Annotated in this window: 20 protein-coding genes and 1 tRNA gene; 13 read left to right on the forward strand and 8 right to left on the reverse strand. The window is 72.1% G+C overall.

What is annotated here, in order from left to right; translation table 11 throughout:
• Nucleotides 1–136 precede the first annotated feature (136 nt).
• Nucleotides 137–538: a hypothetical protein gene (locus tag AB0F68_RS01405; protein ID WP_357331972.1), complete on the forward strand. Its 402-nt coding sequence runs from the start codon at nt 137–139 to the stop codon at nt 536–538.
• On the opposite strand, the gene AB0F68_RS01410 is transcribed toward AB0F68_RS01405, so the two are convergent.
• Nucleotides 506–1,108, reverse strand: coding sequence for a hypothetical protein (locus AB0F68_RS01410; RefSeq protein WP_357331974.1), 603 nt, complete (start codon nt 1,106–1,108; stop codon nt 506–508). The two genes, AB0F68_RS01405 and AB0F68_RS01410, sit on opposite strands and share 33 nt — an antisense overlap.
• 220 nt (nt 1,109–1,328) lie before the next feature.
• On the opposite strand from AB0F68_RS01410, the gene AB0F68_RS01415 reads away from it, so the two are divergent.
• Nucleotides 1,329–3,338, forward strand: coding sequence for a S8 family serine peptidase (locus AB0F68_RS01415; RefSeq protein ID WP_357331976.1), 2,010 nt, complete (start codon nt 1,329–1,331; stop codon nt 3,336–3,338).
• 64 nt (nt 3,339–3,402) lie between these two features.
• Here the strand turns inward: AB0F68_RS01415 and AB0F68_RS01420 are convergent, their stop codons facing one another.
• From AB0F68_RS01420 to AB0F68_RS01430, 3 genes are all read right to left on the reverse strand, one after another.
• Nucleotides 3,403–4,209, reverse strand: coding sequence for a WecB/TagA/CpsF family glycosyltransferase (locus tag AB0F68_RS01420; protein ID WP_357331978.1), 807 nt, complete (start codon nt 4,207–4,209; stop codon nt 3,403–3,405).
• Nucleotides 4,206–5,297 carry an NAD-dependent epimerase/dehydratase family protein gene (locus tag AB0F68_RS01425; protein WP_357331979.1) on the reverse strand — a complete coding sequence of 364 codons (1,092 nt, stop codon included), beginning with the start codon at nt 5,295–5,297 and terminating at the stop codon, nt 4,206–4,208. The genes AB0F68_RS01420 and AB0F68_RS01425 overlap by 4 nt, the downstream gene beginning before the upstream one ends.
• Before the next feature lie 88 nt (nt 5,298–5,385).
• Nucleotides 5,386–5,471: transfer RNA gene (locus AB0F68_RS01430), tRNA-Leu, on the reverse strand.
• Between the two features lie 209 nt (nt 5,472–5,680).
• Here AB0F68_RS01430 and AB0F68_RS01435 point away from each other — a divergent pair.
• From AB0F68_RS01435 to pknB, 7 genes are all read left to right on the forward strand, one after another.
• A complete protein-coding gene (locus tag AB0F68_RS01435) occupies nt 5,681–6,466 on the forward strand; it encodes a DUF3662 and FHA domain-containing protein (RefSeq protein ID WP_357332861.1) in 786 nt (261 codons plus the stop codon).
• 6 nt (nt 6,467–6,472) lie between these two features.
• Nucleotides 6,473–6,958 carry an FHA domain-containing protein gene (locus tag AB0F68_RS01440; RefSeq protein WP_357331981.1) on the forward strand — a complete coding sequence of 162 codons (486 nt, stop codon included), beginning with the start codon at nt 6,473–6,475 and terminating at the stop codon, nt 6,956–6,958.
• Entirely contained in the window at nt 6,955–8,400 is a 1,446-nt protein-coding gene (locus AB0F68_RS01445; protein WP_357331983.1) for a PP2C family serine/threonine-protein phosphatase, read from the forward strand. Before AB0F68_RS01440 ends, AB0F68_RS01445 begins: the two co-directional genes overlap by 4 nt.
• A 139-nt stretch (nt 8,401–8,539) precedes the next feature.
• The gene (locus tag AB0F68_RS01450; RefSeq protein ID WP_357332862.1) at nt 8,540–9,922 is read left to right on the forward strand and encodes an FtsW/RodA/SpoVE family cell cycle protein; all 1,383 of its coding nucleotides are present in this window, start codon (nt 8,540–8,542) and stop codon (nt 9,920–9,922) included.
• Nucleotides 9,919–11,421 carry a penicillin-binding transpeptidase domain-containing protein gene (locus tag AB0F68_RS01455; RefSeq protein WP_357331985.1) on the forward strand — a complete coding sequence of 501 codons (1,503 nt, stop codon included), beginning with the start codon at nt 9,919–9,921 and terminating at the stop codon, nt 11,419–11,421. Before AB0F68_RS01450 ends, AB0F68_RS01455 begins: the two co-directional genes overlap by 4 nt.
• Nucleotide 11,422: 1 nt before the next feature.
• Nucleotides 11,423–12,769 carry a protein kinase gene (locus tag AB0F68_RS01460; protein ID WP_357331987.1) on the forward strand — a complete coding sequence of 449 codons (1,347 nt, stop codon included), beginning with the start codon at nt 11,423–11,425 and terminating at the stop codon, nt 12,767–12,769.
• A complete protein-coding gene (gene pknB, locus AB0F68_RS01465; protein ID WP_357331989.1) occupies nt 12,766–14,583 on the forward strand; it encodes a Stk1 family PASTA domain-containing Ser/Thr kinase in 1,818 nt (605 codons plus the stop codon). The genes AB0F68_RS01460 and pknB overlap by 4 nt, the downstream gene beginning before the upstream one ends.
• Nucleotides 14,584–14,665: 82 nt before the next feature.
• Here pknB and AB0F68_RS01470 read toward each other — a convergent pair whose 3' ends face one another.
• From AB0F68_RS01470 to AB0F68_RS01485, 4 genes are read right to left on the reverse strand one after another with little or no spacing between them, the layout of a single operon-like run.
• A complete protein-coding gene (locus AB0F68_RS01470; protein ID WP_357331991.1) occupies nt 14,666–15,316 on the reverse strand; it encodes an aminodeoxychorismate/anthranilate synthase component II in 651 nt (216 codons plus the stop codon).
• Between the two features lie 5 nt (nt 15,317–15,321).
• The gene (locus AB0F68_RS01475; protein WP_357331993.1) at nt 15,322–15,597 is read right to left on the reverse strand and encodes a hypothetical protein; all 276 of its coding nucleotides are present in this window, start codon (nt 15,595–15,597) and stop codon (nt 15,322–15,324) included.
• A 3-nt stretch (nt 15,598–15,600) separates the two neighbouring features.
• Complete coding sequence (locus tag AB0F68_RS01480) at nt 15,601–17,232, reverse strand: class E sortase (RefSeq protein WP_357331995.1); 1,632 nt, start codon at nt 17,230–17,232, stop codon at nt 15,601–15,603.
• Nucleotides 17,229–18,035 carry a DUF881 domain-containing protein gene (locus AB0F68_RS01485; RefSeq protein ID WP_357331997.1) on the reverse strand — a complete coding sequence of 269 codons (807 nt, stop codon included), beginning with the start codon at nt 18,033–18,035 and terminating at the stop codon, nt 17,229–17,231. Before AB0F68_RS01485 ends, AB0F68_RS01480 begins: the two co-directional genes overlap by 4 nt.
• A gap of 230 nt (nt 18,036–18,265) precedes the next feature.
• Here AB0F68_RS01485 and AB0F68_RS01490 point away from each other — a divergent pair, with 230 nt between their 5' ends.
• The 4 genes from AB0F68_RS01490 (at nt 18,266) to AB0F68_RS01505 (ending at nt 23,365) form a co-directional block, all read left to right on the forward strand.
• Entirely contained in the window at nt 18,266–18,529 is a 264-nt protein-coding gene (locus AB0F68_RS01490) for a cell division protein CrgA (protein WP_091264673.1), read from the forward strand.
• A gap of 204 nt (nt 18,530–18,733) precedes the next feature.
• On the forward strand, nt 18,734–20,932 hold the full coding sequence (locus AB0F68_RS01495; protein ID WP_357331999.1) for a (Fe-S)-binding protein: 2,199 nt from the start codon (nt 18,734–18,736) through the stop codon (nt 20,930–20,932).
• Between the two features lie 128 nt (nt 20,933–21,060).
• The gene (locus tag AB0F68_RS01500) at nt 21,061–22,368 is read left to right on the forward strand and encodes a hemolysin family protein (RefSeq protein WP_357332001.1); all 1,308 of its coding nucleotides are present in this window, start codon (nt 21,061–21,063) and stop codon (nt 22,366–22,368) included.
• Complete coding sequence (locus tag AB0F68_RS01505) at nt 22,361–23,365, forward strand: hemolysin family protein (RefSeq protein ID WP_357332003.1); 1,005 nt, start codon at nt 22,361–22,363, stop codon at nt 23,363–23,365. Before AB0F68_RS01500 ends, AB0F68_RS01505 begins: the two co-directional genes overlap by 8 nt.
• The last annotated feature ends 72 nt before the right edge of the window (nt 23,366–23,437 follow it).

Consider the following 23,437-nt stretch of genomic DNA (forward strand, 5'->3'; position numbering starts at 1 on the left):
AGCGTGGTCCCGCCCGGCAGCGTCGCCGGGCGGGACCATTTCGTCGCGCCCCGGCCGGCTCCGGCCACCCGTCGCCAGTTTCGTCCCGCGTCGTTGAACCGCACAGATCGGCAACCGAGCGAGGCAGGCGAGACGGATGACGACGATCGGTTCAGAGAATCTGACCAACGGCCCGGGCAAGCCCGAGCGGTTCGGTGGCAAGTACCGCGGGGCGCGCCGGGACAGCGTCCTCACCGAGGTGGGCTCCGGTGAGGGCGAGATCGGCGGCCGGGACACGCCCGCCCCGGAACCGACCGGCCCGCCGCTCTCCCTGCCGTCGCTCGACCCGAACCCGCTCACCGAGCCGTCCTTCCCGCCGACCGGCTGGCCGATGGAGCAGCAGGAGTCCCTGGTGGACCATCCGCTGCTGCGCGGGCTGCTGATGGAGCTGCCGCCGAAGGGCAGCGTGCCCCCGCCGGGCTGGCTGGACCGCTGGTTCGAGGCGACCCGGGCGATCCTCGAACTGCTATACGTGCAGGGGGCGGGCCGCACGCGCTGACAGCGTGGCGGCCGGTGGCAGCGCCCGCTCGGCGAGCCGGTTGTGTCGCAGGGCGTGGCGTACCCCGATCGCGATCACGCCGAGCACCGCGACGGTGATCGCGGGCCCGGTGACCGCCGGTCGCGCGAACAGGTCGACCCCCGCGGCCGGGAGCGCCCCGCCGAGCACCGCCAGCGCGGTCACCTGGAGCGGCAGGCCGATCAGCGGGTGCGCCGCGGCGGCCCGCAGCCCCGGCGGCGCCGGGGTGTCCGGCGCGGTGGCGAACGCGCCCGCGCCGGCCCGCAGCCACCGGACCCGGCGTACCGTGCAGACCGCCACGACCAGCGCCGGGGCCGCCGCGAGGGTGAGCCCGGCGGCGGCCCGGTCGAGCACCGTCGTGCCGGCGCTCTGCAGGCCCACCGCCAGGACGGCCGCGGTCAGCGCCAGGCCGGTCAGCACCAGCGCGGACAACCATCCGGTACGCCGGCGCAGCGCGCGGGCGCGGTCCAACCGGGGCAGGCCGTCCGCCACCACACCGGCGGCCAGCCAGACGGCGGCGACGGGGAGCAGCACGGTGAGATGCTCGTCCATGACCCCAGACTGGTCCGGATCGACGTTCCCCGAATCCGGGACGGCACCCCGGTTCCTCCCGTACGCCCTCCCGTAGGGGTCATCCTTTCGACGTTATGGCGGATCCGACATGTTCACAGTGTTCTGACAGTTGACCTAGCCTCTTAACGATCGGTCAGTGTCGATTCGCCTGTGCCTCACCGGGCGGACGGTCCTGTGCCGGTCGGAGGGAGGTAGGGAGATGGGTCTCCCACACAGGTCCGTACTCGTCGGAGTGGCCGCCCTGACCATGCTCGCGGCCGCGTCACCCGCCGCGGCCGCCGAACCCACCGGCGCGATCCGCGCCGCCGGTGGTCCCACCGCGGTGGCCGACAGCTACATCGTGGTGTTGAAGGACAACGCCGTCGCCCCCAGCCGGGTCACCGAGACCGCGCAGCGGCTCACCGCCCGGCACGGCGGCACGGTCGCCCGCACCTGGCGCGCCGCGCTGCGCGGCTTCGAACTCACCGTCGGCGCGAAGGCCGCCGCGCGGATCGCGGCCGACCCCGCCGTCGCGTACGTGGAACAGAACCACACGGTCTCCATCGCCGGCACCCAGACGAACCCGCCGTCCTGGGGCCTGGACCGGATCGACCAGCGGAACCTGCCGCTGAACAGCTCCTACACCTACCCGACCACGGCGAGCAACGTGCGCGCCTACATCATCGACACCGGCGTGCTGTTCGGGCACAACGACTTCGGCGGCCGGGCCGTCTCCGGCTTCGACGCGGTCGACGGCGGCTCCGCCGACGACTGCAACGGCCACGGCACGCACGTCGCGGGCACGGTGGGCGGCTCCTCCTACGGGGTGGCCAAGGGCGTCCAGATCGTCGGCGTCCGGGTGCTCAACTGCCAGGGCAGCGGCACCAACGCCCAGGTGGTGTCCGGCATCGACTGGGTGACCGCGAACGCGGTGAAGCCGGCGGTGGCGAACATGAGCCTCGGCGGCTCGGCCAACAGCTCGATCGACACCGCGGTGACCAACTCCATCAACTCCGGCATCACGTTCGCCGTGGCGGCCGGCAACGGCGACATCCTGGGCAACCGGCAGAACGCCTGCAACTACTCCCCGGCCCGGGTCGCGTCGGCGATCACCGTCGGCGCGACGCAGAACAACGACGCCGCCGCGAGCTTCTCCAACTACGGCACCTGCGTCGACATCCTGGCGCCGGGCGTCAACATCACCTCCGCCTGGTACACGGGCAACACCGCGACCAACACGATCAGCGGCACCTCGATGGCGTCGCCGCACGTCGCGGGCGCCGCGGCGCTCGTGCTGTCGGCGAACCCGTCGTGGACCCCGCAGCAGGTGCGGGACAGCCTGGTCAACAACGCCACCCCGAACGTGGTGACCAACGTGGGCACCGGCACGCCGAACCGGCTGCTCTACATGGTCAACGGCACCACCCCGCCGCCGACCAACGACTTCTCCGTCTCGGTCTCGCCCACCTCCGGCTCGACCGCGCCGGGCGGCTCGGTGACCGCCACCGTGGCCACCGCCACCACCAACGGCTCCGCGCAGTCCGTCAGCCTCTCCGCGAGCGGCCTGCCGAGCGGCGCCACCGCCTCGTTCAACCCGGCCACGGTGACCTCCGGCGGCTCGTCAACCCTCACCATCACCACGTCGGCCGGCACGCCGGCCGGCACCTACGCGGTGACGATCAGCGGCACCGCGGCGTCGGGCACGAAGACGGCGACGTACTCGCTCACCGTCACCGGCTCGGGCGGGTGCACCGGAGCCGGCCAGAAGCTCGCCAACCCGGGCTTCGAGTCCGGCAGCGCCGGGTGGACCGCCACCTCCGGGGTGATCGGCCAGCACGGCTCGTCCGGCCAGCCGCCCCGCTCCGGCACCTGGAACGCCTGGCTCGACGGCTACGGCAGCTCGCACACCGACACGCTGGCCCAGTCGGTGAGCCTGCCGGCCGGTTGCACCTCGTACAGCCTGAGCTTCTGGCTGCACATCGACACGGCCGAGACCACCACCGGCACGGCGTACGACACGCTGCGGGTGCAGGTGCTCAACTCGTCCGGGACGGTGCTGGCCACGCTCGCCACGTACTCGAACCTGAACCGGAACACCGGCTACGCCCAGCGCTCGTTCAACCTGGGCGCGTACGCCGGCCAGACCGTGCAGATCAAGTTCACCGGCGTGGAGGACGTCAGCCTCCAGACGTCGTTCGTCATCGACGACACGGCGGTGAACGTCTCCTGAGCCAACCTCTCCCACCGGCGTCCGGCGGTCCCCTTCGGGGTGGCCGCCGGACGTCGTGACGGGGTCAGACGTCGAAGGTGGCGGGGCGCTCGGTCGCCGGGGGCGGCGGGGTGGCCTTCCACAGGCCGGTCTTCTGCGCGGCCAGGCGGGCCAGGTAGGCCGGGTTGAGGATGACGTAGCGGCGCCAGAGCCGCTTCGGCTCCAGGCCGAGCCGCCAGAGCCACTCCAGCCCGGCCCGCTGCATCCACGGCGGCGGGTTGCGCAGGAGCCCGGCGTGGTAGTCGAACGCCGCGCCGACGGCCATCTGCGGCATGTCCAGCAGCGGCCGCATGGCGTACGTGAAGATCTCCTGCCGGGGGCAGCCCAGGCCGACCAGCACGAGCCGGGCGCCGCTGGCCTTGATCCGGTCGGCGATCTCGGCGTCCTCGCCCGGCTGGAGGGACCGGAACTTGGACGGCTCGACACCGGCGATCTTCAGCGCCGGGAACTTCCGCTCCAGGGCCGGGACCAGGCGGGACAGCGTCTCCTCGGTGGAGCCGTAGAGATAGACCGGCAGCCCCTCGTCCGCGAAGCGGGCGAGCACCCGGAGGGTGAGCTCCGGCCCGTAGACCCGGTCGGTGAGGCCGGCGCCGTGCAGCAGGTTGAGCGCCCAGCGCACCGGCTGCCCGTCGGGGGTGACCACGTCGAACGAGTTGAGGCGGGCGTTGTGTGCCGGGTCGAGCACCCCGGTCATCACCCCGTGCACGGCCAGCGCGGTGAGGGCCAGTGGGCGGCGGTCGTGCGCCGCCGCCACCACGGCCTCGGTCGCCCGGGCGTAGTCGGTCGCGTCGACGAGTACGCCGAGCACGTTCCGCTTGGTGCCGGTGGTCATGCCTTCGGCACCCACTTGTCGACGTTCGCCTCGTAGATCTCGCGGAGGATCATCGGCACGTCGTAGGTGATCTTCCAGTTCGGGTAGTGCTCCTCGAACCGGGCCATGCTGCTGACGTACCACTGGTGGTCGCCGGTGCGGGCCTGCTCGACATAGTTGATCTTCGCCACCCGGCCGGTGATGTCCTCGGCGATCCGGAACGCCTCGATGTGCGAGGTGTTCGAGTGCCGGCCCCCGCCGAGGTTGTAGACCTGCGCGGAGCGCGGCTCGCGGAAGAACGCCTCGAACGCGGTGAGCACGTCGCGCGAGTGGATCGCGTCCCGGACCATCTTCCCCTTGTAGCCGAAGAGGTTGTAGGTCCGGCCCTCCATCACGCAGCGCATCAGGTACGCCAGGAAGCCGTGCAGCTCGGCGGCGGAGTGCGCCGGGCCGGTCAGCGTGCCGCCCCGGAAGCAGGCGGTCTTCATGTCGAAGTACCGGCCGTACTCCTGGACCATCACGTCGGAGGCCACCTTCGAGGCGCCGAAGATCGAGTGCAGCGACTCGTCGATCGACATGTCCTCGGTGATGCCGTCGTACCAGTGGTGGCCCTCGGGCAGCTCGTAGCGGGTCTCCAGCTCGATCAGCGGCAGGCTGTTCGGCCGGTCGCCGTAGACCTTGTTGGTCGAGCAGTGGATGAACGCCGCGTCGATGGCGTGCCGGCGGGTGTTCTCCAGCACGTTGAGGGTGCCGCCGGCGTTGACGTCGAAGTCGGTGTACGGCTCCTTGGCGGCCCAGTCGTGGCTCGGCTGGGCGGCGCTGTGGATCACCACGGCGATGTCCGAGCCGTACTTCTTGAAGACCTGCTCCAGGCCGTCCCGGTCCCGGATGTCCACGGCGTGGTGGGTGTAGGCGCGGCCCAGCTCGGCGGCGAGTCGGTCCAGGCTCCAGGCGGTCGAGCCGTCCTCGCCGAAGAAGTACCGCCGCATGTCGTTGTCGATGCCGACCACGTCGAGACCGAGGCCGGCGAAGTGCCGGGCCGCCTCGGAACCGATCAGACCGCCCGAACCGGTCACCAACGCGACACTCACACGCCACTCCTGGTCCATCGGGGCAGGGGAACCATCGGAGCATAGCGTGATGTCCGGCACGCCCCGATATGACGCGAGGGCCCCGCGGATTGCGGAGCCCTCGTGATGGTGGGGAAGGGGGGAGTTGAACCCCCACGCCCTTTCGGGCACACGGACCTGAACCGTGCGCGTCTGCCATTCCGCCACTTCCCCGTGGCTTGACCTGCAACACCGTATCTCATCCCGCTCCCGCCGTCTGCGGCGGGTGCCCGGACATATTACGCTGTGACCGGTCATCGCCACGAGCGATCACCGTTCGTGGCGGACGAAACTTTAGCACGACCGCTGGGCTGGTCACGAACGGGCTGCCGGCAGCCGGCCGAGCGGCGTGTGAGCTGCGGAGGCGGTGTCCGGATACCATCATTGCCTCGGGACCCGAGGAGGAGCCGGTGAGCGTGCTGCAACGCTTCGAGAAGCGTCTGGAAGGCCTGGTCGAGGGGGCCTTCGCCAAGGTCTTCAAAGGGGTGGTCCACCCCGTGGAGATCCTCAACGCCATGCAGCGGGAGGCCGAGGCGCACAAGGCGATCCTGGCCGGTGGGCGCACGTTGGTGCCCAACCGCTACGTGATCGATCTCTCGCCGTACGACCACAGTCGGCTGGCGCCGTACGCCGCCGCGCTGGCCCAGGAACTGGCCCAGTCGCAGGCGGAGTTCATCGGCGAGCAGGCGTGGACGGTCTACGGCGACGTGATCGTCGAGGTCGAGCGTGGTGAGGGGCTGGACACCGGCATGTTCCGGGTCACCGCGGAGGTCTACACCGGCGGCGACGTCGCCCCGGTCTCCGCGCCCGGTGGCTACGACGCCGGTCCCGCCTACCCCGCCTACGACCAGGGCGGCGGCTACGGCCCGCCGCCGGGGCAGGGTGGCCGCAACGTCCGCCTGGTCTCGGGCGACGGCCGCACCTACCCGCTCCAGATGGGCTCGACCGTGATCGGCCGCGGCGACCAGGCCAACCTGCGCCTGCCCGACGTCGGCATCTCCCGGCGCCACGCCCGGCTGGACTTCGACGGCGGCCAGGTCGTGCTGACCGACCTCGGCTCCACCAACGGCACGATGGTCAACGGCCAGCGCGTCTCCGCGGTCGCCCTGAACCCGGGCGACATGATCCAGCTGGGCACGACCACCCTGACCTTCCGCGTGGACGGCTGACCCGCGTTGCCGGAACTCGTCATCACCGTCGCCCGGTTCGGGTTCCTCATCCTGCTGTGGATCTTCGTGTTCACGGTGGTCGGGGTCATCCGCCGGGACCTCTTCGCGGGAGCCCGGTCGGGTCGCCTGGTGGCCGCGCCACGCGCGGTCGGGGCCTCGACCGGGCAGGCGGCGAGGCCGGCGAAGGTGAAGCGGGGCAGGGCGGCACACCAACTGGTGGTCACCGCCGGCCAACTGGCCGGCACCCGGATCACCCTCGGCGAGGCCCAGATCACCATCGGTCGGGCCGAGGACTCCACGCTGGTGATCACCGACGACTACGCCTCGGCGCGGCACGCCCGGCTCGTGCCGCGCGACGGGCAGTGGTTCGTCGAGGACCTCGGATCGACTAACGGCACCTACCTGGATCGCGCTAAGGTCACCGGACCAACCCCCGTCCCCCTCGGCGTGCCGATCCGGATCGGCCGCACTTCCCTCGAATTACGGCCATGACTCTGACCCTGCGCTATGCGGCCCACAGCGACCGCGGTCTGATCCGAGACGGTAATCAAGATTCCGTCTACGCCGGGCCGCGGCTGCTCGCCGTTGCCGACGGCATGGGCGGCATGGCCGCCGGTGACGTCGCCAGCAACATCGTCATCGGTGCCATGGCGCCGCTCGACGAGGACGTCCCAGGGGACGCCCTCGTCGACGCGTTGCGTTCCGCCGTCGGCACTGCCAACCAACAACTCCGCGACACCGTGGACGCCAACCCGCAGCTGGAGGGGATGGGCACCACGCTCACCGCGACCCTCTTCTCGGGCAGCAAGCTCGGCATGGTCCACATCGGTGACTCGCGGGCCTATCTCCTGCGTAACGGTGAGTTCGCCCAGATCACCAAGGACGACACGTACGTCCAGATGCTCGTCGACGAGGGCCGCATCAGCGCGGAGGAGGCGAGCAGCCACCCCCAGCGCTCGCTGCTCACCCGCGCGCTCGACGGCCGGGACATCGACCCGGAGTACAGCGTCCGGCAGGTGCTCCCCGGTGACCGTTACCTGATCTGCTCGGACGGTCTGTCCGGCGTGGTCAGCGCGGACACCATCGCCGACACCATGCGCGAATACACCGACCCGCAGCAGTGCGTGGAACGCCTGGTCCAGCTCGCCCTGCGCGGCGGCGGCCCGGACAACATCACGGTGATCATCGCCGACGCCACCGATCAGGACATCGTCGAGGCGTCCCCGATCGTCGGCGGCGCCGCCGCCCGGGACCGCGGGATGGCCACCTCGGCCGACGTCTCCACGCCGGCGGCCCGCGCATCGGCGCTCTCCGCTCCCCGTGCGTCCGCGCCCGAGGAGCCGGTGGACACCCGCGACGACGAGTCCGAGCGGCGCGGCGGCCATCCGCTGCGTACCGCGGCGATGCTGCTGGCGCTGCTGGTCATCCTCGGCGGCGGCCTCTTCGGCGGGTGGAGCTACACCCAGCGGCAGTACTACGTCGGCGCCACCGACGACGGGCAGCTCGCGGTGTTCCGCGGGGTTCCGGGTCAGGTCGCCGGGCTCGACCTGTCCAGCGTGCACGCGACCAGCGAGGCCGAGCTCGACGACCTCACCCTGGCCGCTCAGGAGCAGGTCAAGCAGGGCATCCAGGCCAAGAGCGAGCCGGACGCCGAGCGCCGGCTGGCCGAGCTGACCAGCGACGACCCGGCCAACCCGAACCTGAAGCCGCTCTGCCCGCCCAGTCCGACGGTCGGGCCGGCCAGCCCGACCCCGTCGGCGACCGGCAGCCCGCTGGCCCCACCGGTCAGCGGCAGCGCCGTCCCGCCGGGCACGGCCACGGCCACGGCCGCCGCGGGGTCGACCCCGACCCCGACGCCGACCACCACGCCCGACGCCGTCCCCTCCGACACCGTTCCGCCGGTCGACCCGGCCGGCTGCCGGTCGCCGGAGTGAGCGCCGGCTCGACCCCGAGGACGCATCCGTGACCGCAGCCGCCGCACCGGCAGCCTCGCCCGCCTCGACGGGCGAGCAGTCCGGCGTGCGCCTGGCCCGGTCCCGGCGCAACGCCGAACTGTCCCTGCTCCTGCTCGCCATGGTCCTGGTGGCGGCGTACGCGGCGACGGTCGAGGCGAACGTGCTGGACACGGTCACCCCGGACTTCTGGATCCCGGCCGCCGCGCTGGGGCTGGTCTTCCTGGGCCTGCACCTCGTGATCCGGTGGCTGGCGCCGTTCGCCGACCCGGCGCTGCTGCCGGCGGTCGCCCTGCTCAACGGCATCGGCGTGGGCTTCCTGCGCCGCTACGACCTGGCCAAGGCCGCCTCGGAGCAGCGGGAGAGCCTGGCCACCTTCGCCGGCACCGGCGGGCAGCAGCTCGCCTGGACGCTGGGCGCGGTGGTGCTCGCCGCCGTGCTGCTGGTGATCATGCGGGACCACCGCTCGCTGTCGCGCTACGCGTACACCCTGGGGCTGGCCGGCATCGTGCTGGTGATGATCCCGGCGGTACTGCCGGCGCGGTTCTCCGAGATCAACGGGGCGAAGCTCTGGATCATCGTGCCCGGGCTGGGGCAGATCCAGCCGGGTGAGTTCGCCAAGCTGGCCCTGCTCGCCTTCTTCGCCTACTACCTGGTCCGCAAGCGCGAGGTGCTCTCGCTGGCCAGCCGCCGGGTGCTCGGGGTCGACTTCCCGCGCGGCCGGGACCTCGGCCCGGTCCTCGTGGTCTGGCTGATCAGCCTCCTGGTCCTGGTCTTCGAGAAGGACCTGGGCACGTCGCTGCTCTACTTCGGCATGTTCGTGGTGACGCTCTACATCGCCACCGAACGGGTGAGCTGGCTGCTCATCGGCCTGATCCTGTTCTTCGGCGGCGCCTACCTGGCCTACGTGCTGGGCAGCACGGTGGGCGGCCCGTTCGCCAACTTCTACGACCGGGCGCAGATCTGGCTGGACCCCTTCGCCGAGCCGTACGACCGGGGCTACCAGCTCGTCCAGGGCCTGCTCACGCTCGGCACGGGCGGCCTGTTCGGGGCCGGCCCGGGCGGCGGCCAGCCCACCCTGCTGCCCGAGGTGCAGACCGACTTCATCTTCGCCGGCATCGGTGAGGAGATCGGCCTCTTCGGCCTCTCCGCGCTGCTGGTGATCTACCTGCTGATCGTCGAGCGGGGGCTGCGCGCCGCGCTGGCGGTGCGGGACTCGTTCGGCAAGCTGCTCGCCGGCGGCCTGGCCTTCACCCTGGGCCTGCAGGTCTTCGTCATCGTCGGCGGGATCAGCAAGCTCATCCCGCTGACCGGTCAGACCACCCCCTTCCTCTCCGCCGGCGGTTCCTCGCTGATGGCCAACTGGCTGCTGATCGCGGTGCTGCTCCGGGTCTCCGACGGCGCCCGCCGGCCGGTGACCGGAGGTGGCGGCCCGGCGGCCCGGCCGTCGGGTGGGCCGCCCGAGCAGTTGCACGGTGCCCCCACGGAGGTGATCCGGCCGTGAACGCACCCCTGCGCCGCGTCGGCGTGGTCGTCATGATCCTGTTCGGGCTGCTCTTCGCCAACCTGAACTGGATCCAGGCCTACAAGGCGGACGAATACCGCAACAGCGACTACAACGGCCGGGTCCAGGTCGCCGAGTACGAGCGCAAGCGCGGCAACATCGAGGTCGGCGGCACCGCGGTCGCGCTCAGCAAGGAGACCGACGACGAGCTGAAGTTCCAGCGCACCTACCCCGGCGGGGCGATGTACGCGCACGTGCTCGGCTACAAGCCGGTCAACCTGAGCGACACCGGCATCGAGCGGCTGGAGAACGACTTCCTCGCCGGCACCAGCGACCAGCTCATCGCCAACCGGATCAAGGACATGTTCACCGGTGACCAGACCGGTGGCGGCAACGTGCTGCTGACCCTCTCCAAGCGGGCCCAGGAGACGGCGTACAAGCAGCTCAACGACAACCAGGTCGGGGCGACCCGGGGCGCGGCCATCGCGATCGACCCGCGCACGGGTGCGGTGCAGGCGCTGGTCTCCATGCCGAGCTTCAACCCGAACCCGCTGGCCAGTCACGACACCACCGAGGCGACCGCCGAATACAACAAGCTCGACAAGGACAAGGACCGCCCGCTGGCCAACCGGGCGCTCGCCGAGACCCTGCCGCCCGGCTCCACCTTCAAGATCGTGGTGGCCGCGGCGGCGCTGGAGAACGGCGTCACCCAGCAGACCGAGATCCCGGCCGGATCGAGCTACACCCCGCCCACGTCCGGCTCGCCGATCCGCAACGCCGCGCCGTCGATCTGCCCGCAGGCCCAGGTCACCCTGCGGACGGCGGTGACCGAGTCCTGCAACACCGGCTTCGCCCAGCTCGGCGTCCGGCTCGGCGCGGACAAGATCAAGGAGAAGGCCCGTCAGTTCGGCTTCGAGCAGGAGGACCTCACCGTCGGCGAGTCCGGCGAGAAGGGCGGCCTGCCGGTGGCGGCCAGCCGCACCGGGGACATGCAGAACCCGGACGGCAGCACCGACCCGGCCGCGCTGGCCCAGTCCTCGATCGGCCAGAATAACGTGCGGATGACCCCGCTCCAGGGCGCGCTGATCGCCGCCACGGTCGCCAACGACGGCAGCCAGATGCGGCCGTACCTGGTCAAGCAGCTGCTCGGGCCGGACCGCACCACCGTCTACGACGCCGCCAAGCCGCGCGAGCTGCGCCGGCCGATCAGCGGCCAGGTCGCCGGCGACCTGCGGGACATGATGGTCAACGTGGTGAAGGACGGCACCGGCAAGAAGGCCGCCATCAGCGGCTACACCGTCGGGGGCAAGACCGGCACCGCCCAGTCCGGCCCGGGCACCCCCGACCACGGCTGGTTCATCGGCTTCGCGCTGGACAAGAACGGCACCCCGGTCTCGGCGGTGTGTGTGGAACTGGAGCAGGCGGGCAGCGGCGGCAGCGCCGAGGCGGCCCGGATCGGCGGCCGGATCATGGCGGCGGCCATCGCGGAAGGCCGCTGAGATGCTCAGCCCGGGGGTGCAGCTCGGCAACCGCTACCGCCTCGACGAGCGGATCGCCAGCGGCGGCATGGGTGACGTGTGGCGTGGCACCGACCAGGTGCTGGGCCGGACGGTCGCGGTCAAGAGCCTGCTCCCCGCCCTGCTCGACGAGCCGGGCTTCGCCGAGCGTTTCCGCGGCGAGGCGCGCACCATGGCCACCATCAACCACCCGGGCGTGGTCGACGTCTACGACTTCGGCAGCGACCAGCAGATCGCCTTCCTGATCATGGAGTACGTGGAGGGCGACGCACTCTCCTCGACGCTCAGCCGGGTCGGCCGGCTCACCCCGGCCCGGACGATGGCCCTGCTCGCCCAGGCCGCCGACGCGCTGCACGCCGCGCACGAAAAGGGCATCGTGCACCGCGACGTGAAGCCCGGCAACCTGCTGGTCCGGCCGAACGGCACGCTGGTGCTCACCGACTTCGGCATCGCCCGCTCCGACCTGGTCGGGCAGCTCACCGCCGCCGGCTCGGTGCTCGGCACCGCGTCGTACATCTCGCCCGAGCAGGCCACCGGCGCGGTCGCCACGCCCGCCTCGGACGTCTACGCGCTCGGCGTGGTCGCGTACCAGTGCCTGGCCGGCCGGCGGCCGTTCGAGGGGGACAACCCGCTCGAGATCGCCATGAAGCACGTGCGCGAGGCACCCCGGCCGCTCCCGGCCGACATCCCGCCGCAGGTCCGGACCATCGTCGAGCGGGCCCTGGCGAAGGACCCGGCGGCCCGCTGGCCCAGCGCAGCGGCCCTGGCGAGCGTCGCCCGGCAGGCCAAGCTCGCCCTGTCGCAGCAGGCCCGGGGTGGCCACCCAATCTCCGGCGTACCCGCCTCCCCGGCCGCGCCGGCCGCGCGGGCGCAGGTCCCGACGGCCACGCGACCGCAGCCCCGCCCACCCACGGTGCCGGCCCGCCCGCCGGTCGCGCCGCGCCCGACCGCGGTGGCGCCGGCCCCGCAGCCGCGCCCGCCGGTGGCGCCGCGCGGCGCGGCGGCCGTCCCGCCGCCCCGGCAGCACAACCCCCTCGGGTACGCCCGGCCGCCGGTCGCGCCCACCCCGCGCCGGTCCCACGCCGGGCGGTGGCTGCTGGCCATCGTGTTGGCCGTGCTGGTCCTTGTCTGTTCCGGGGTGATTTCCTACCAGATCCGGAACAACGCAGCGGCCGGTGACCCCGGCGCGCTTGCTCCGGTGAGCGTGACCTCCGGCGCGGTGCGGGTCCACGGGGGCGACTATCCGGCTCCCACGTCGTACCGTCGTGAGGTACGGCTCCAGCCGGCTGGCGGCGAGACGACGACGAGCGAAGGACGAGAGACGCGATGACAGCGCAGGCCCGCCTGCTCGGTGGCAGGTACCAGGTCGGCGAGCTGCTCGGCTACGGCGGCATGGCGGAGGTGCACCGTGGTCGCGATCTCCGGCTCGGTCGGGATGTCGCGATCAAGATGCTCCGGACCGACCTGGCCCGGGACGCGACCTTCCAGATGCGGTTCCGCCGTGAGGCGCAGAACGCCGCCTCGCTGAACCACCCGGCCATCGTCGCGGTCTACGACACCGGCGAGGAGACCGCCCCGACCGGCGAGACGCTGCCGTTCATCGTGATGGAGTTCGTCAACGGGCGGACCCTCAAGGAGGTGCTCGGCGCCGAGGGCCGGCTCCAGCCGCGCCGGGCGCTGGAGATCTGCGCCGACATGTGCGCGGCGCTGGAGTTCAGCCACCGGCACGGGATCATCCACCGGGACATCAAGCCCGGCAACGTGATGCTCACCCAGACCGGCCAGGTCAAGGTGATGGACTTCGGCATCGCCCGGGCGCTGGCCAGCGGCGCCACCACGATGACACAGACCAGCGCGGTCATCGGCACCGCGCAGTACCTCTCCCCGGAGCAGGCGCGCGGCGAGGCGGTCGACGCCCGCTCCGACGTCTACGCGGCCGGCTGCGTGCTGTTCGAGCTGCTCTGCGGGCACCCGCCGTTCGTCGGGGACAGCCCGGTCAGCGTCGCCTACCAGCACGTACGGGAGCAGCCGCCCACCCCGAGCACCATCAACCCGGACGTGAACCCCGCCGTCGACGCCATCGTCCTCAAGGCGCTGTCGAAGAACCCGCTGAACCGCTACCAGAGCGCCGGCGAGATGCGGGCGGACCTGCTCCGCGCCGCCGCCGGCCGGCCGGTGCTGGCCACCCCGGTCATGCCGGCCGAGGAGACCATGCCGATGGGGCCGGCCGCGGCCGGCGGCGGCTACCAGCAGACCCAGGTGATGGGCCCGCAGACCCGCCAGCAGCCGCCGGCCCGGGTCGGCGATGCGCGCAAGCGGAAGAGTTCGGCCTGGGTGATCGCCACCTTCGCCGCGCTCGGCGTGCTCGCGGTGATCGCCCTGGCCACCGCGCTCTGGCTCAACCAGACCGGCGCCGAGAAGGTCTCCGTGCCGCAGCTGCAGGGCCAAACCCAGGCAGACGCGCAGGCCGCGCTCACCCAGGCCGGGCTGCGGTTCACGGCGGGCGAGCCCGTGCAGAACAGCACCTGCGACAAGGGCACCGTGGTCGGCCAGAACCCGCCGTTCGGCCAGCGGGTGGAGAAGAACAGCGCGGTCACGGTCCAGATCTGTGGCGGCCCGAAGCAGGTCACCATCCCGCCCGGCCTGGTCAACTCCACGCTTGAGAACGTCCAGGCACAGCTGGAGAACCTGGGCCTCAAGGTCGACGTCAAGGAGGTGGACGGCAGCGCCCAGAAGGGCACCGTCACCCAGGTCGACCCCAAGTCCGGCAGCAAGGTCCTCGAGAACTCCACGGTCGAGGTGGAGGTGTCCCGGGGCAACGTGAACGAGGTGCCGAACGTCCTCGGCCTCTCCAAGGAAGAGGCGACAAGGCTGCTGGAGAACTCCGGCTACAGGGTGCGGACGCTGGACGGCGACGAGGTGACGCCCGACAAGGTCGGCAAGGTGAGCCGGCAGACTCCCAAGGGCAACACGAAGCTGGCTCGTAATGAGCGGGTGACGATCTACGTCGACATTCCCCTGCCGGAGCCGACCGAGAGCGCCAGCCCGGGCAGCCCGACGCCGAGCACGACGCCGACCTCTCCCGGCACCGGGGGTGGCCTGCCGTTCCCGACCTCGCCGCCCGGCCGGTTCGACCAGCCCTGACCGAACAGCTCCAGGCAGGCGAAGTGGCGGTGTCCGGTCGACCCGGACGCCGCCACTTCGCGTAGCCGGCGTAAACGAACCCTCAGGCCGTAGCGAACGCGGCGCGGCGGCGGGCGTCGACTTCGGCGGCGAGCTCCGGGGCCCGCTCCAGCGCCTGCGGGAAGCCGCAGACGGCGAGCCAGTTGGCCAGCATGAGGTGGCCACCCTCGGTCAGCACCGACTCGGGGTGGAACTGGACGCCCTCGATCGGCAGGGTGCGGTGCCGCATGGCCATCACCACGCCGGAGCCGGTCCGGCCGGTGACCTCCAGCTCGTCGGGAAGCGTCTCGGGCAGGACGGCCAGCGAGTGGTACCGGGTGGCGGTGAACGGGTCGGGCAGGCCGGCCAGCACCCCCACCCCGTGGTGGCTCACCAGGGAGGTCTTGCCGTGCAGCAGCTCCGGCGCCCGGGTCACCGTCGCGCCGAACGCCTCGCCGATGGCCTGGTGACCGAGGCAGACCCCGAAGAGGGGAAGCCTGCCGGCGTACTCCTTGATCACGTCGAGGCAGATGCCGGCGCGGTCCGGGCTGCCCGGCCCGGGCGAGAGCAGCACCCCGGCGGCGCCCACCCGGCCCACCTCGGCGACGTCGATCTCGTCGTTTCGCCGCACCTCGCAGTCCACGCCGAGCTGGCCCAGATATTGCACGAGGTTGAAGACGAACGAGTCGTAGTTGTCGATCACGAGGATGCGCATCGGGGTCACCTGCTCGGGGTGGAGGGCGGGGCGTTGTTCGTCTCGGTGCTGTAGGGGATCTCCTCCTCGGACGGCCGCTCACTCGGCTCCGTGAGCCCGCCGTCGTCCCCCGGCACGCCGGAGTCCTGGGTGACCTGCACGTCGTCGAAGGGGAGGAGGGGTTCCGCCCAGGGGAAGACCACGAACCAGAGCAGGGCGACCGTCGCGGCGGCCAGCAGCACCGAGCCGATCAGCTTCCCGGGCAGCCCGAGCGGCAGCTTCCGCCAGATCCAGCCGTACACGCCTCAGCCCTCCAGCTCGGCCGGGCGACCCGCCGCCTTGGCCTGGACGTGGTCCAGCCGCGCGTGGATGATCAGCCGCTGGTAGTTGTCGAACTTGGGGTTGCAGGTGGTCAGGGTGAGCAGCTTCTCGGTCGGCTGCTCGCTCGGCTTGCCGGGCACCGGTGCGACGACCTCGACCTGATAGGGCTTGACGATCCGCTGCTGGTAGACCCTGTAGACGAACCACTCGCCCTGGGTCTCGACCACGATGGCGTCGCCGGCGCGCAGCTCGTCCAGCCGCCAGAAGGTGGCCCGGATGCGGTGCCCGGCCACGGCGAAGTTGCCCACCTGGCCCGGCATGGCGCTCTTCGGGTAGTGACCCGGGGCGTACCGGATGTCGTCCGGCGTGACCCCCTCGACCACCACCCAGTGCTTGTCGAGCTTTGGGATGTAGAGCCCGGCGACCGGCTTGCCCTCGGCCGGCGGCTTCGGCTTGGTGCTCGGCCCGGTGGTCGGGCCGACCGTCGGGTCCGCACCCCACTCCTGGGCGAGCTGGCTGCTCAGGTCGTTCTGGTGGGCGTCGACGATCACCGCCTTGCCCCAGATCTCGTAGCCGGCGAACAGCAGCACCACCAGGCCGAAGGTGATCAGCACCTCGCCAGTGCCGCGCACGATCGTCCGCAGCCGGGAACCGACGGTGGGGCGGGTCAGCTCGGAGTAGACGCTCTTGTAGCCCTCGCCGGTCTGCTCCGGCCGGAGCCGCACCACCCGCTCCCCGCGGCGGGGACTCGGCGGCTCGGCCGCGGGGGTGGTCTCGTCGCCGCCACCGCCGCCGGTGTCCCGGACCGGGGGCACGGCACCCATGAGCGCGGTGGAGTCCAGCGCCGGAGCGGCCGCCGGGCGGCTGACGGCCGGGATCACCGCGGTCGCCCCCGGGTCCGCCGGACGCGCCGCGCCGCCGCCGGCCGGCCCTTCCGGCCGGGGTACGCCGGCTCCCGGCGCGCCGGGACGCAGCGGTCCACCGGCGGGGCGGCGCTCCGGCCGCTCGCCGAGCGGGGGGATGAACGCGGTCGGCGCGTCAGCGGGAGCGGACGGCCGTACCTCGGCGGTCGGTGCGTCGAGCCGGCGTCCGGGCTCGTCGGGAATCCTGTCGGGTCCGTCGTGGCCGCGACCGCGCTGGTACGGGTCCGCCCGTCCGTCGGAGGTCGGCTGCGGCCCGCGCGTGCCGGGACCGTGCTGCCGCCCGTCGAGCCGCCCACCAGGGCCGTCGGCGGGCCGCTGTGGCGTGGCGGGCGGGCGTCCTTCGGACCAGGCGTCAGCGGGCCGTTCCGGTGTGGCGCCGCGCACCGGCGGTGCCGTGTCGGACCACCCCGCCTGGGGGCCGCCGGTGGGGGGCGGTGACACCGGCCGGGCGGCGGGCGCCGGCTGGCGGCTCCGGTCGCCGGGCCAGGCCGGCGGCGGGGACGCGGGCGGGCGCGACGGGGCCGGCCGTTGTTCGGTGGCCGAGGGTGGCGCCTCCCGGTCCGGCCAGGGCAGGTCGAGCGGGGGGCGGGGCGGCGCGGGCGCCGGTCGGTCGACCTTCGGGAGGAAGGCGCTCGGGTCCTCGTCCTGGTCGCGGTGGCGCCCGTCCCGCTCCCGGGGGACGTCCGGTGTCACCTGGGCACCTTCGCCGACTGCAGTGCGGTCGAGTCCTCGAACGCCGGCACCGTGACCGTGGAGACGGTCTCGGAGTAGCCGAGCTGGTAGTGGTCGACGGCTTCCCTGAACAACCGGACTCCCTCAGACGCGGCGAGCTCCCGCTGGAAGGCGGCAGGGTCGCCGATTGCCACGATCTTGAAAGGAGGGGAGTACACCCGGCCGTGCAGCAGCAGGGTGTTTCCGACGCAGCGTACCGCGCTGGTGCTGAGCACGCGGACATTCATGATTGACATGGCCTCGGCGCCGCCCGCCCAGAGCGCGTTCACGACCGCCTGGACGTCACCCTGGTGGACGACCAGGTCGTCGTTGCTGGCACCTTTGGGCAGGCTCTGGTCGGCACGCCGGGGCGCGTCGTTCAGTTCGATGGTGATGCCGCTGCCGGTGAGCGCCGTGAACCCGGCGGCCTGCCGGCTGGCGGCGGCCCGGTCCCGCTGCGCCTTGATCGGCCCGTCGGCGCCGGCCAGGGCGCCGGTCTGCTCCTCGACCTCGGCGCGCAGCCGGGCCGCCTTCGCCTCGCTGGCCGCGACCTGCTCCCGCCGGTCCTCGATCAACTGGGTGAGCTGGGGGCGCCGGTCCTCGCGCAGCGGTGTGCCGCCGGCGGTGGTCGCGGTCGTGGTGAACAGGAGCCCGGCCGCGGCGGCGATCAGGGGGACGCCGATCGACCAGCCCGGTCGGCGCTGGCGCGGCCGCCGGGGCAGCAGGCCGACCACCGCGCGCCGGAGGACCTTCTGCCAGGAGGCGGCGCCGGACGTGTACTCCACCGGGCGTTCCCTTTCCCGTCGTCTCGTTCCGGCCGCGAGGGCGCGGACCGGTCTGCTCGACCCGAAAAGTCCCGCCCTTTTCGGTCACTCCTCGCACCGGCCTGACCCCATTCGTGGCCTGGACGGTCCGTCGGGACTACGCTAGCTGTCGAACATTATTGGCCATGGACCGTCGCCCCCGCGCCCGGTTGTCAGGCCGGACGAGGTCGTACCCCCCTCTGGAGAGCGTCGTGCCCAAGTCTCAGGTCCGCAAGAAGAAGGTGTACACCCCGCCGACGGACGTACGTCCGACGGCGACGGCGGCGACGCGCAAGCCTAGCCCGGTCTGGCTGCCGATCACCGCTGTCGCGCTGATCGTGGTGGGCATCGGCTGGCTGGTCGTCTACTACCTCTCCGAGCAGGCGTACCCCGTCGCGACGTGGGGGTACTGGAACCTCGCGGTCGGCTTCGGCGCGATGGTCTCCTCGCTGATCCTGCTCTCCCGCTGGCGTTGACCCGGTCGCCTCGCGCTGACCGGTTCCGCCGCCCTCCGGCCATGGACGTACGTCACGCCGGGACGCCCCTGACCGGCGCCCGGCGTCCGCTGCCCCTAAGGTGTCGGCAGGGCGGCGTGGCCGGATGCGAGATGACTCACGTTACTGATGGGTAACCTTGCGCGTAGGCTGCACTGACAAGCAGCAGACCGGGAGGCCAACTCGATGGGCAGCGTCCAGATCGTCACCACGATCCTCGCGGCCGCCATCACCGCCGTGGCGGTGTGGCTTGCGGTGCGCGCGGTCATGAAGATGACGGCCGTCATCCGGCTCGGGCAACCCGCGCCGGAGCGGTTCGGCGACAAGGGCGCCCGCACGAAGAAGATGCTGGTGGAGACCGCCGGCCACACCCGCATGCTCAAGTGGGGCGTGGTGGGCGCGGCGCACTGGTTCGTGATGGTCGGGTTCATCGTGCTGTCGCTGCTGGTGCTCGAGGCGTACTTCGAGGTGGTGACCCCCGGCGGCGGGCTGCCGATCATCGGGCACTGGACGGTCTTCGGCCTGGCCACCGAGTGGATCGGGATCCTGGGCCTGGCCGGCATCGTGGTGCTGATGGCGATCCGGCTGCGCAACCGGCCCAACCGGCCGGGCAACCGCTCCCGGTTCACCGGCTCGACCATGTGGCAGGGCTACTTCGTCGAGTGGGTCGTGCTGCTGGTCCTGATCTTCGGCTTCGTGATCCGGGGCTTCAAGGTCGCCACCGACCACTTCGAGTACCCGGTCTGGGCCACCCCGCTCAGCCACGCGGTCGGCGCCGCGCTCCCGGCCTGGACGGCCGGCGTCAGCGTGGCCGCCCTCATCAAGATCGTCATCTCGATGACCTGGCTCATCGTGATCTCGCTGAACGTCACCATGGGTGTCGCCTGGCACCGGTTCCTGGCGTTCCCCAACATCTTCTTCAAGCGTGAGCCCGAGAAGGCGGCCGGCTCCGGCCTGGGCGCGCTGCGGCCGATGATGAGCGACGGCAAGCCGCTCGACTTCGAGGAGGCCGACCCGGAGAAGGACCAGTTCGGCGTCGCCCAGGTCGAGCAGTTCACCTGGAAGGGCCTGCTGGACTTCAGCACCTGCACCGAGTGTGGCCGCTGCCAGTCGCAGTGCCCGGCCTGGAACACCGGCAAGCCGTTGTCGCCGAAGCTGCTCGTGCTGAGCCTGCGCGACCACGCGTACGCCAAGGCGCCGTACCTGCTGGCCGGCGGTGGCAAGGACCTGACCGGCGAGGAGAAGGCCACCGCCGCGCAGCTCGCCCACATGGACGTGCTGGCCCTCGCCGAGGCCGACCGGCCGCTGATCGGCACCGCCGAGGAGGGCGGGGTCATCGACCCGGACGTGCTCTGGTCCTGCACCACCTGCGGCGCCTGCGTCGAGCAGTGCCCGGTCGACATCGAGCACGTCGACCACATCGTCGACATGCGCCGCTACCAGGTGCTGATCGAGTCGAGCTTCCCGTCCGAGGCCGGCGTCATGCTCCGCAACCTGGAGAACAAGGGCAACCCGTGGGGCGCCCCGCAGAACACCCGGGAGGACTGGACCAAGGGCCTCGGCTTCGAGGTGCCGCGCGTCGGCGAGGTCGACGACTTCGAGTACCTGTTCTGGGTCGGCTGCGCCGGCGCGTTCGAGGACCGGGCCAAGAAGACCACCCGCGCGGTGGCCACGCTGCTCAACGAGGCCGGCGTCTCCTTCGCCATCCTCGGCGAGGGCGAGACCTGCTCCGGTGACCCGGCCCGGCGGATCGGCAACGAGTTCGTCTTCCAGATGCTCGCCCAGCAGAACGTCGAGGCGTTGAACGAGGCGTTCGAGGGCCGGGAGAAGAGCAAGCGGAAGATCGTCGCCACCTGCCCGCACTGCTTCAACACGCTGGGCAACGAGTACGGCCAGCTCGGCGGCGAGTTCGAGGTGGTGCACCACACCCAGCTGCTGGCCCACCTGGTCAGCGCCGGCAAGCTCACGCCGGTGCAGCCGGTCGACGGCGGCGTGACCTACCACGACCCCTGCTACCTGGGCCGGCACAACCGGGTCTTCGCCGCTCCGCGCGAGGTGCTCGGCGACGCCATCGAGGGCGAGCTGACCGAGATGCCGCGCAACAGCGAGCGCTCCTTCTGCTGCGGCGCCGGCGGCGCCCGGATGTGGATGGAAGAGAAGATCGGCAAGCGGATCAACGTGGACCGGGTCGAGGAGGCCATGTCCACCGGGGCGAAGACCATCGCGGTCGGCTGCCCGTTCTGCTCGACGATGCTCAACGACGGGGTCAACGGCAAGGGCGCGGGCGAGCAGGTCGAGGTCGTCGACGTGGCCAGCGTGCTGCTCCGCTCGGTCAAGCCGGAGGCCCCGGCGGGCGAGAAGGAGACCGAGTCGGTCGCCGGCTGAGGCGTACCCCGGCCAAGAGCTGAAACCACGACGGCGGCGGCACCCACCCGGGTGCCGCCGCCGGTTCGTGCCGGCCGGCGCCCCGTGGAACAATCGCGCTCATCGACGGCCTGCTGGTTACCACGCTGTTGCCCCTGGTCGGCTTCGTGCTGCTGACCGCCGGCAACGCGTTCTTCGTCGCGGCCGAGTTCGCCCTGGTCACCGTCGACCGGGCGGAGATCGACCGGCGGGCCGGCGAGGGCGACGGGCAGGCCGTCACCGTACGCCGGGCGCTGCGCGAGCTCTCCTTCCAGCTCTCCGGCGCCCAGCTCGGCATCACCATCACCGCGCTGCTCACCGGCTACCTGGCCGAGCCGGCGCTGGCCCGGCTCTTCGCGCCGCTGCTGCGCCCGGTCGGCGGGGCGGAACGGTTCAGCGGGCTGCTCGCCCTGGCGCTGGCCACCCTGATCTCGATGCTCTTCGGCGAGCTGGTGCCGAAGAACCTCGCGCTGGCCCGGCCGATGCCCACGGCGCTCGGCACGGCGGGGCCGATGCGGACCTTCTCCCGCACCTTCGGCTGGCTGATCCGGCTGCTCAACGACTCGGCCAACCGGCTGGTCCGGTGGCTCGGCGTGGAGCCGCAGGAGGAGCTGGCCAGCGCGCGGTCCCCGGAGGAGCTGGGCCTGCTCGCGGCCATCTCGGCCCGGGCCGGGGCGCTGCCGCCGGACACCGCGATGCTGCTGCGCCGCACCATCCGGTTCGGCGACAAGCGGGCCGCCGAGGCGATGACCCCCCGGGTCGACGTGATCGCGTTGCGCGCCAGCGCGACCGTCGCCGAGCTGCTGGACCTGTCCCGTCAGACCGGCCGGACCCGGTTCCCGGTCTACGAGGAGACGCTGGACCTGGTCACCGGCGTGGCGGGGGTGCCGGACGCGCTCGGCGTGCCGCTGGCCAGCCGGGCCGCCACCACGGTCGCCGCGGTCGCCCGCGAACCGGTGTACGTCCCGGAGAGTCTCGACCTCGACGGCGTGCTGGCCGCGCTCAAGGACGCCGGCGCCGACCTGGCCATCGTGGTCGACGAGTACGGCGGCACCGACGGCGTGGTGACCGTGGAGGACCTGGTCGAGGAGCTGGTCGGGGAGATCGCCGACGAGTTCGACCCGGCCGCGGTGGACGACCTCGGCCCGGTCGAGCTGACCGTGCCGGGCGGCGAGCGGACCGTGCTGGTGGACGGCGTGCTCCGCGAGGACGAGCTGGTCGAGCAGACCGGTTTCCGGCTGCCCGAGGGGCCGTACGAGACCCTCGCCGGCTTCCTGATGGCCCGGCTCGGGCACATCCCGGTGCCCGGCGAGACGGTCGAGGAGACCGGGTACGAGTTCACCGTGGTGGAGGTCGACCGGCACCGGATCGAGCAGGTCCGGGTGGTCCGCCCGGAGGAGCCCGACGACGGTGAGTGAACTGCTGATCGCCCTGGTTCTGCTGCTCGGCAACGCCTTCTTCGTGGGCAGCGAGTTCGCCCTGATCGCCTCCCGCCGGACGGTGCTCGAACCGCTGGCGGCGACCTCGAAGCGGGCCCGGTGGGCGCTGTCCGCGATGAACCAGATCCCGTTGATGATCGCCGGGGCGCAGCTCGGCATCACGGTCTGCTCGCTCGGTCTCGGCGCGATCGCCGAGCCGGCGCTGGCCCACCTGCTGGAGACCCCGTTCGAGGCGGTCGGCCTGCCGGCCTCGGCGGTGCATCCGGTGGCGTTCGTGATCGCCCTGGGCGTGGTGGTCTTCCTGCACACCGTGGTCGGCGAGATGGTGCCGAAGAACATCACCCTGGCCGGCCCGGAGCCGTCGGCGCTCTGGCTGGGCCCGGCCATGCTCGCCTTCTGCCTGGCCACCAAGCCGCTGCTGCTGGCCATGAAGTGGTCTGCCCGGCAGGTGCTGCGGTTGTGGCGGGTCGAGGCGACCGACGCCGTGAAGACCGTGTTCACGGCGGAGGAGTTGGCCGGTCTGGTCTCGCAGGCGCGTACCGAGGGGTTGCTGGACGCCGAGGAGCACGCCCGGATCACCGGCGCGCTGGCCCTGCACAGCCGCACCGCGGCCGACGCCCTGCAACCCTGGTCGACGGTGACCACGGTGGCCGAGGACGTCTCACCGGCGTCGCTGGAGGTGCTGGCCACCCGCACCGGCCGGTCCCGCTTCCCGGTGGTGCGACGGTCCACCCGCCGGGTGCTCGGCTTCGTGCACGTCAAGGACGTGCTCGGCTACGCGGGCACCGGCCGCCGGGCGCCGGTGCCCGCCGAGGTCTACCGGCCGCTGGCCGTGGTGCCGCCCGACCGTACGCTGGCTGATCTGCTGCTCTCGATGCGGCGGGAGCGCCGGCACATGGTGCTGGTGAGCGACGGGCGTCGACCGCTCGGTGTGGTGACCCTCGACGACGTATTGACCGCGATCGTTGGCAAGTGAACGAATACCCTTGGTACGCAAGCGGTTGCGCAGACGTGATTGAACCAAAGGTCGCCTTGATTCCACCCCGGT

Origin of the sequence: Micromonospora sp. NPDC023966 (assembly GCF_040639095.1) — a bacterium.
In the GTDB taxonomy this organism is placed as follows: Bacteria; Actinomycetota; Actinomycetes; order Mycobacteriales; family Micromonosporaceae; genus Micromonospora.

Bases quoted from the DNA above. Each gene is read 5' to 3' on its own strand.
- AB0F68_RS01460 (WP_357331987.1), top strand. From the start codon at position 11,423: ATGCTCAGCCCGGGGGTGCAGCTCGGCAACCGCTACCGCCTCGACGAG.
- AB0F68_RS01445 (WP_357331983.1), top strand. From the start codon at position 6,955: ATGACTCTGACCCTGCGCTATGCGGCCCACAGCGACCGCGGTCTGATC.
- AB0F68_RS01450 (WP_357332862.1), top strand. From the start codon at position 8,540: ATGGTCCTGGTGGCGGCGTACGCGGCGACGGTCGAGGCGAACGTGCTG.
- AB0F68_RS01405 (WP_357331972.1), top strand. From the start codon at position 137: ATGACGACGATCGGTTCAGAGAATCTGACCAACGGCCCGGGCAAGCCC.
- pknB (WP_357331989.1), top strand. From the start codon at position 12,766: ATGACAGCGCAGGCCCGCCTGCTCGGTGGCAGGTACCAGGTCGGCGAG.
- AB0F68_RS01420 (WP_357331978.1), bottom strand. From the start codon at position 4,209: ATGACCACCGGCACCAAGCGGAACGTGCTCGGCGTACTCGTCGACGCG.
- AB0F68_RS01415 (WP_357331976.1), top strand. From the start codon at position 1,329: ATGGGTCTCCCACACAGGTCCGTACTCGTCGGAGTGGCCGCCCTGACC.
- AB0F68_RS01410 (WP_357331974.1), bottom strand. From the start codon at position 1,108: ATGGACGAGCATCTCACCGTGCTGCTCCCCGTCGCCGCCGTCTGGCTG.
- AB0F68_RS01425 (WP_357331979.1), bottom strand. From the start codon at position 5,297: ATGGACCAGGAGTGGCGTGTGAGTGTCGCGTTGGTGACCGGTTCGGGC.
- AB0F68_RS01495 (WP_357331999.1), top strand. From the start codon at position 18,734: ATGGGCAGCGTCCAGATCGTCACCACGATCCTCGCGGCCGCCATCACC.
- AB0F68_RS01470 (WP_357331991.1), bottom strand. From the start codon at position 15,316: ATGCGCATCCTCGTGATCGACAACTACGACTCGTTCGTCTTCAACCTC.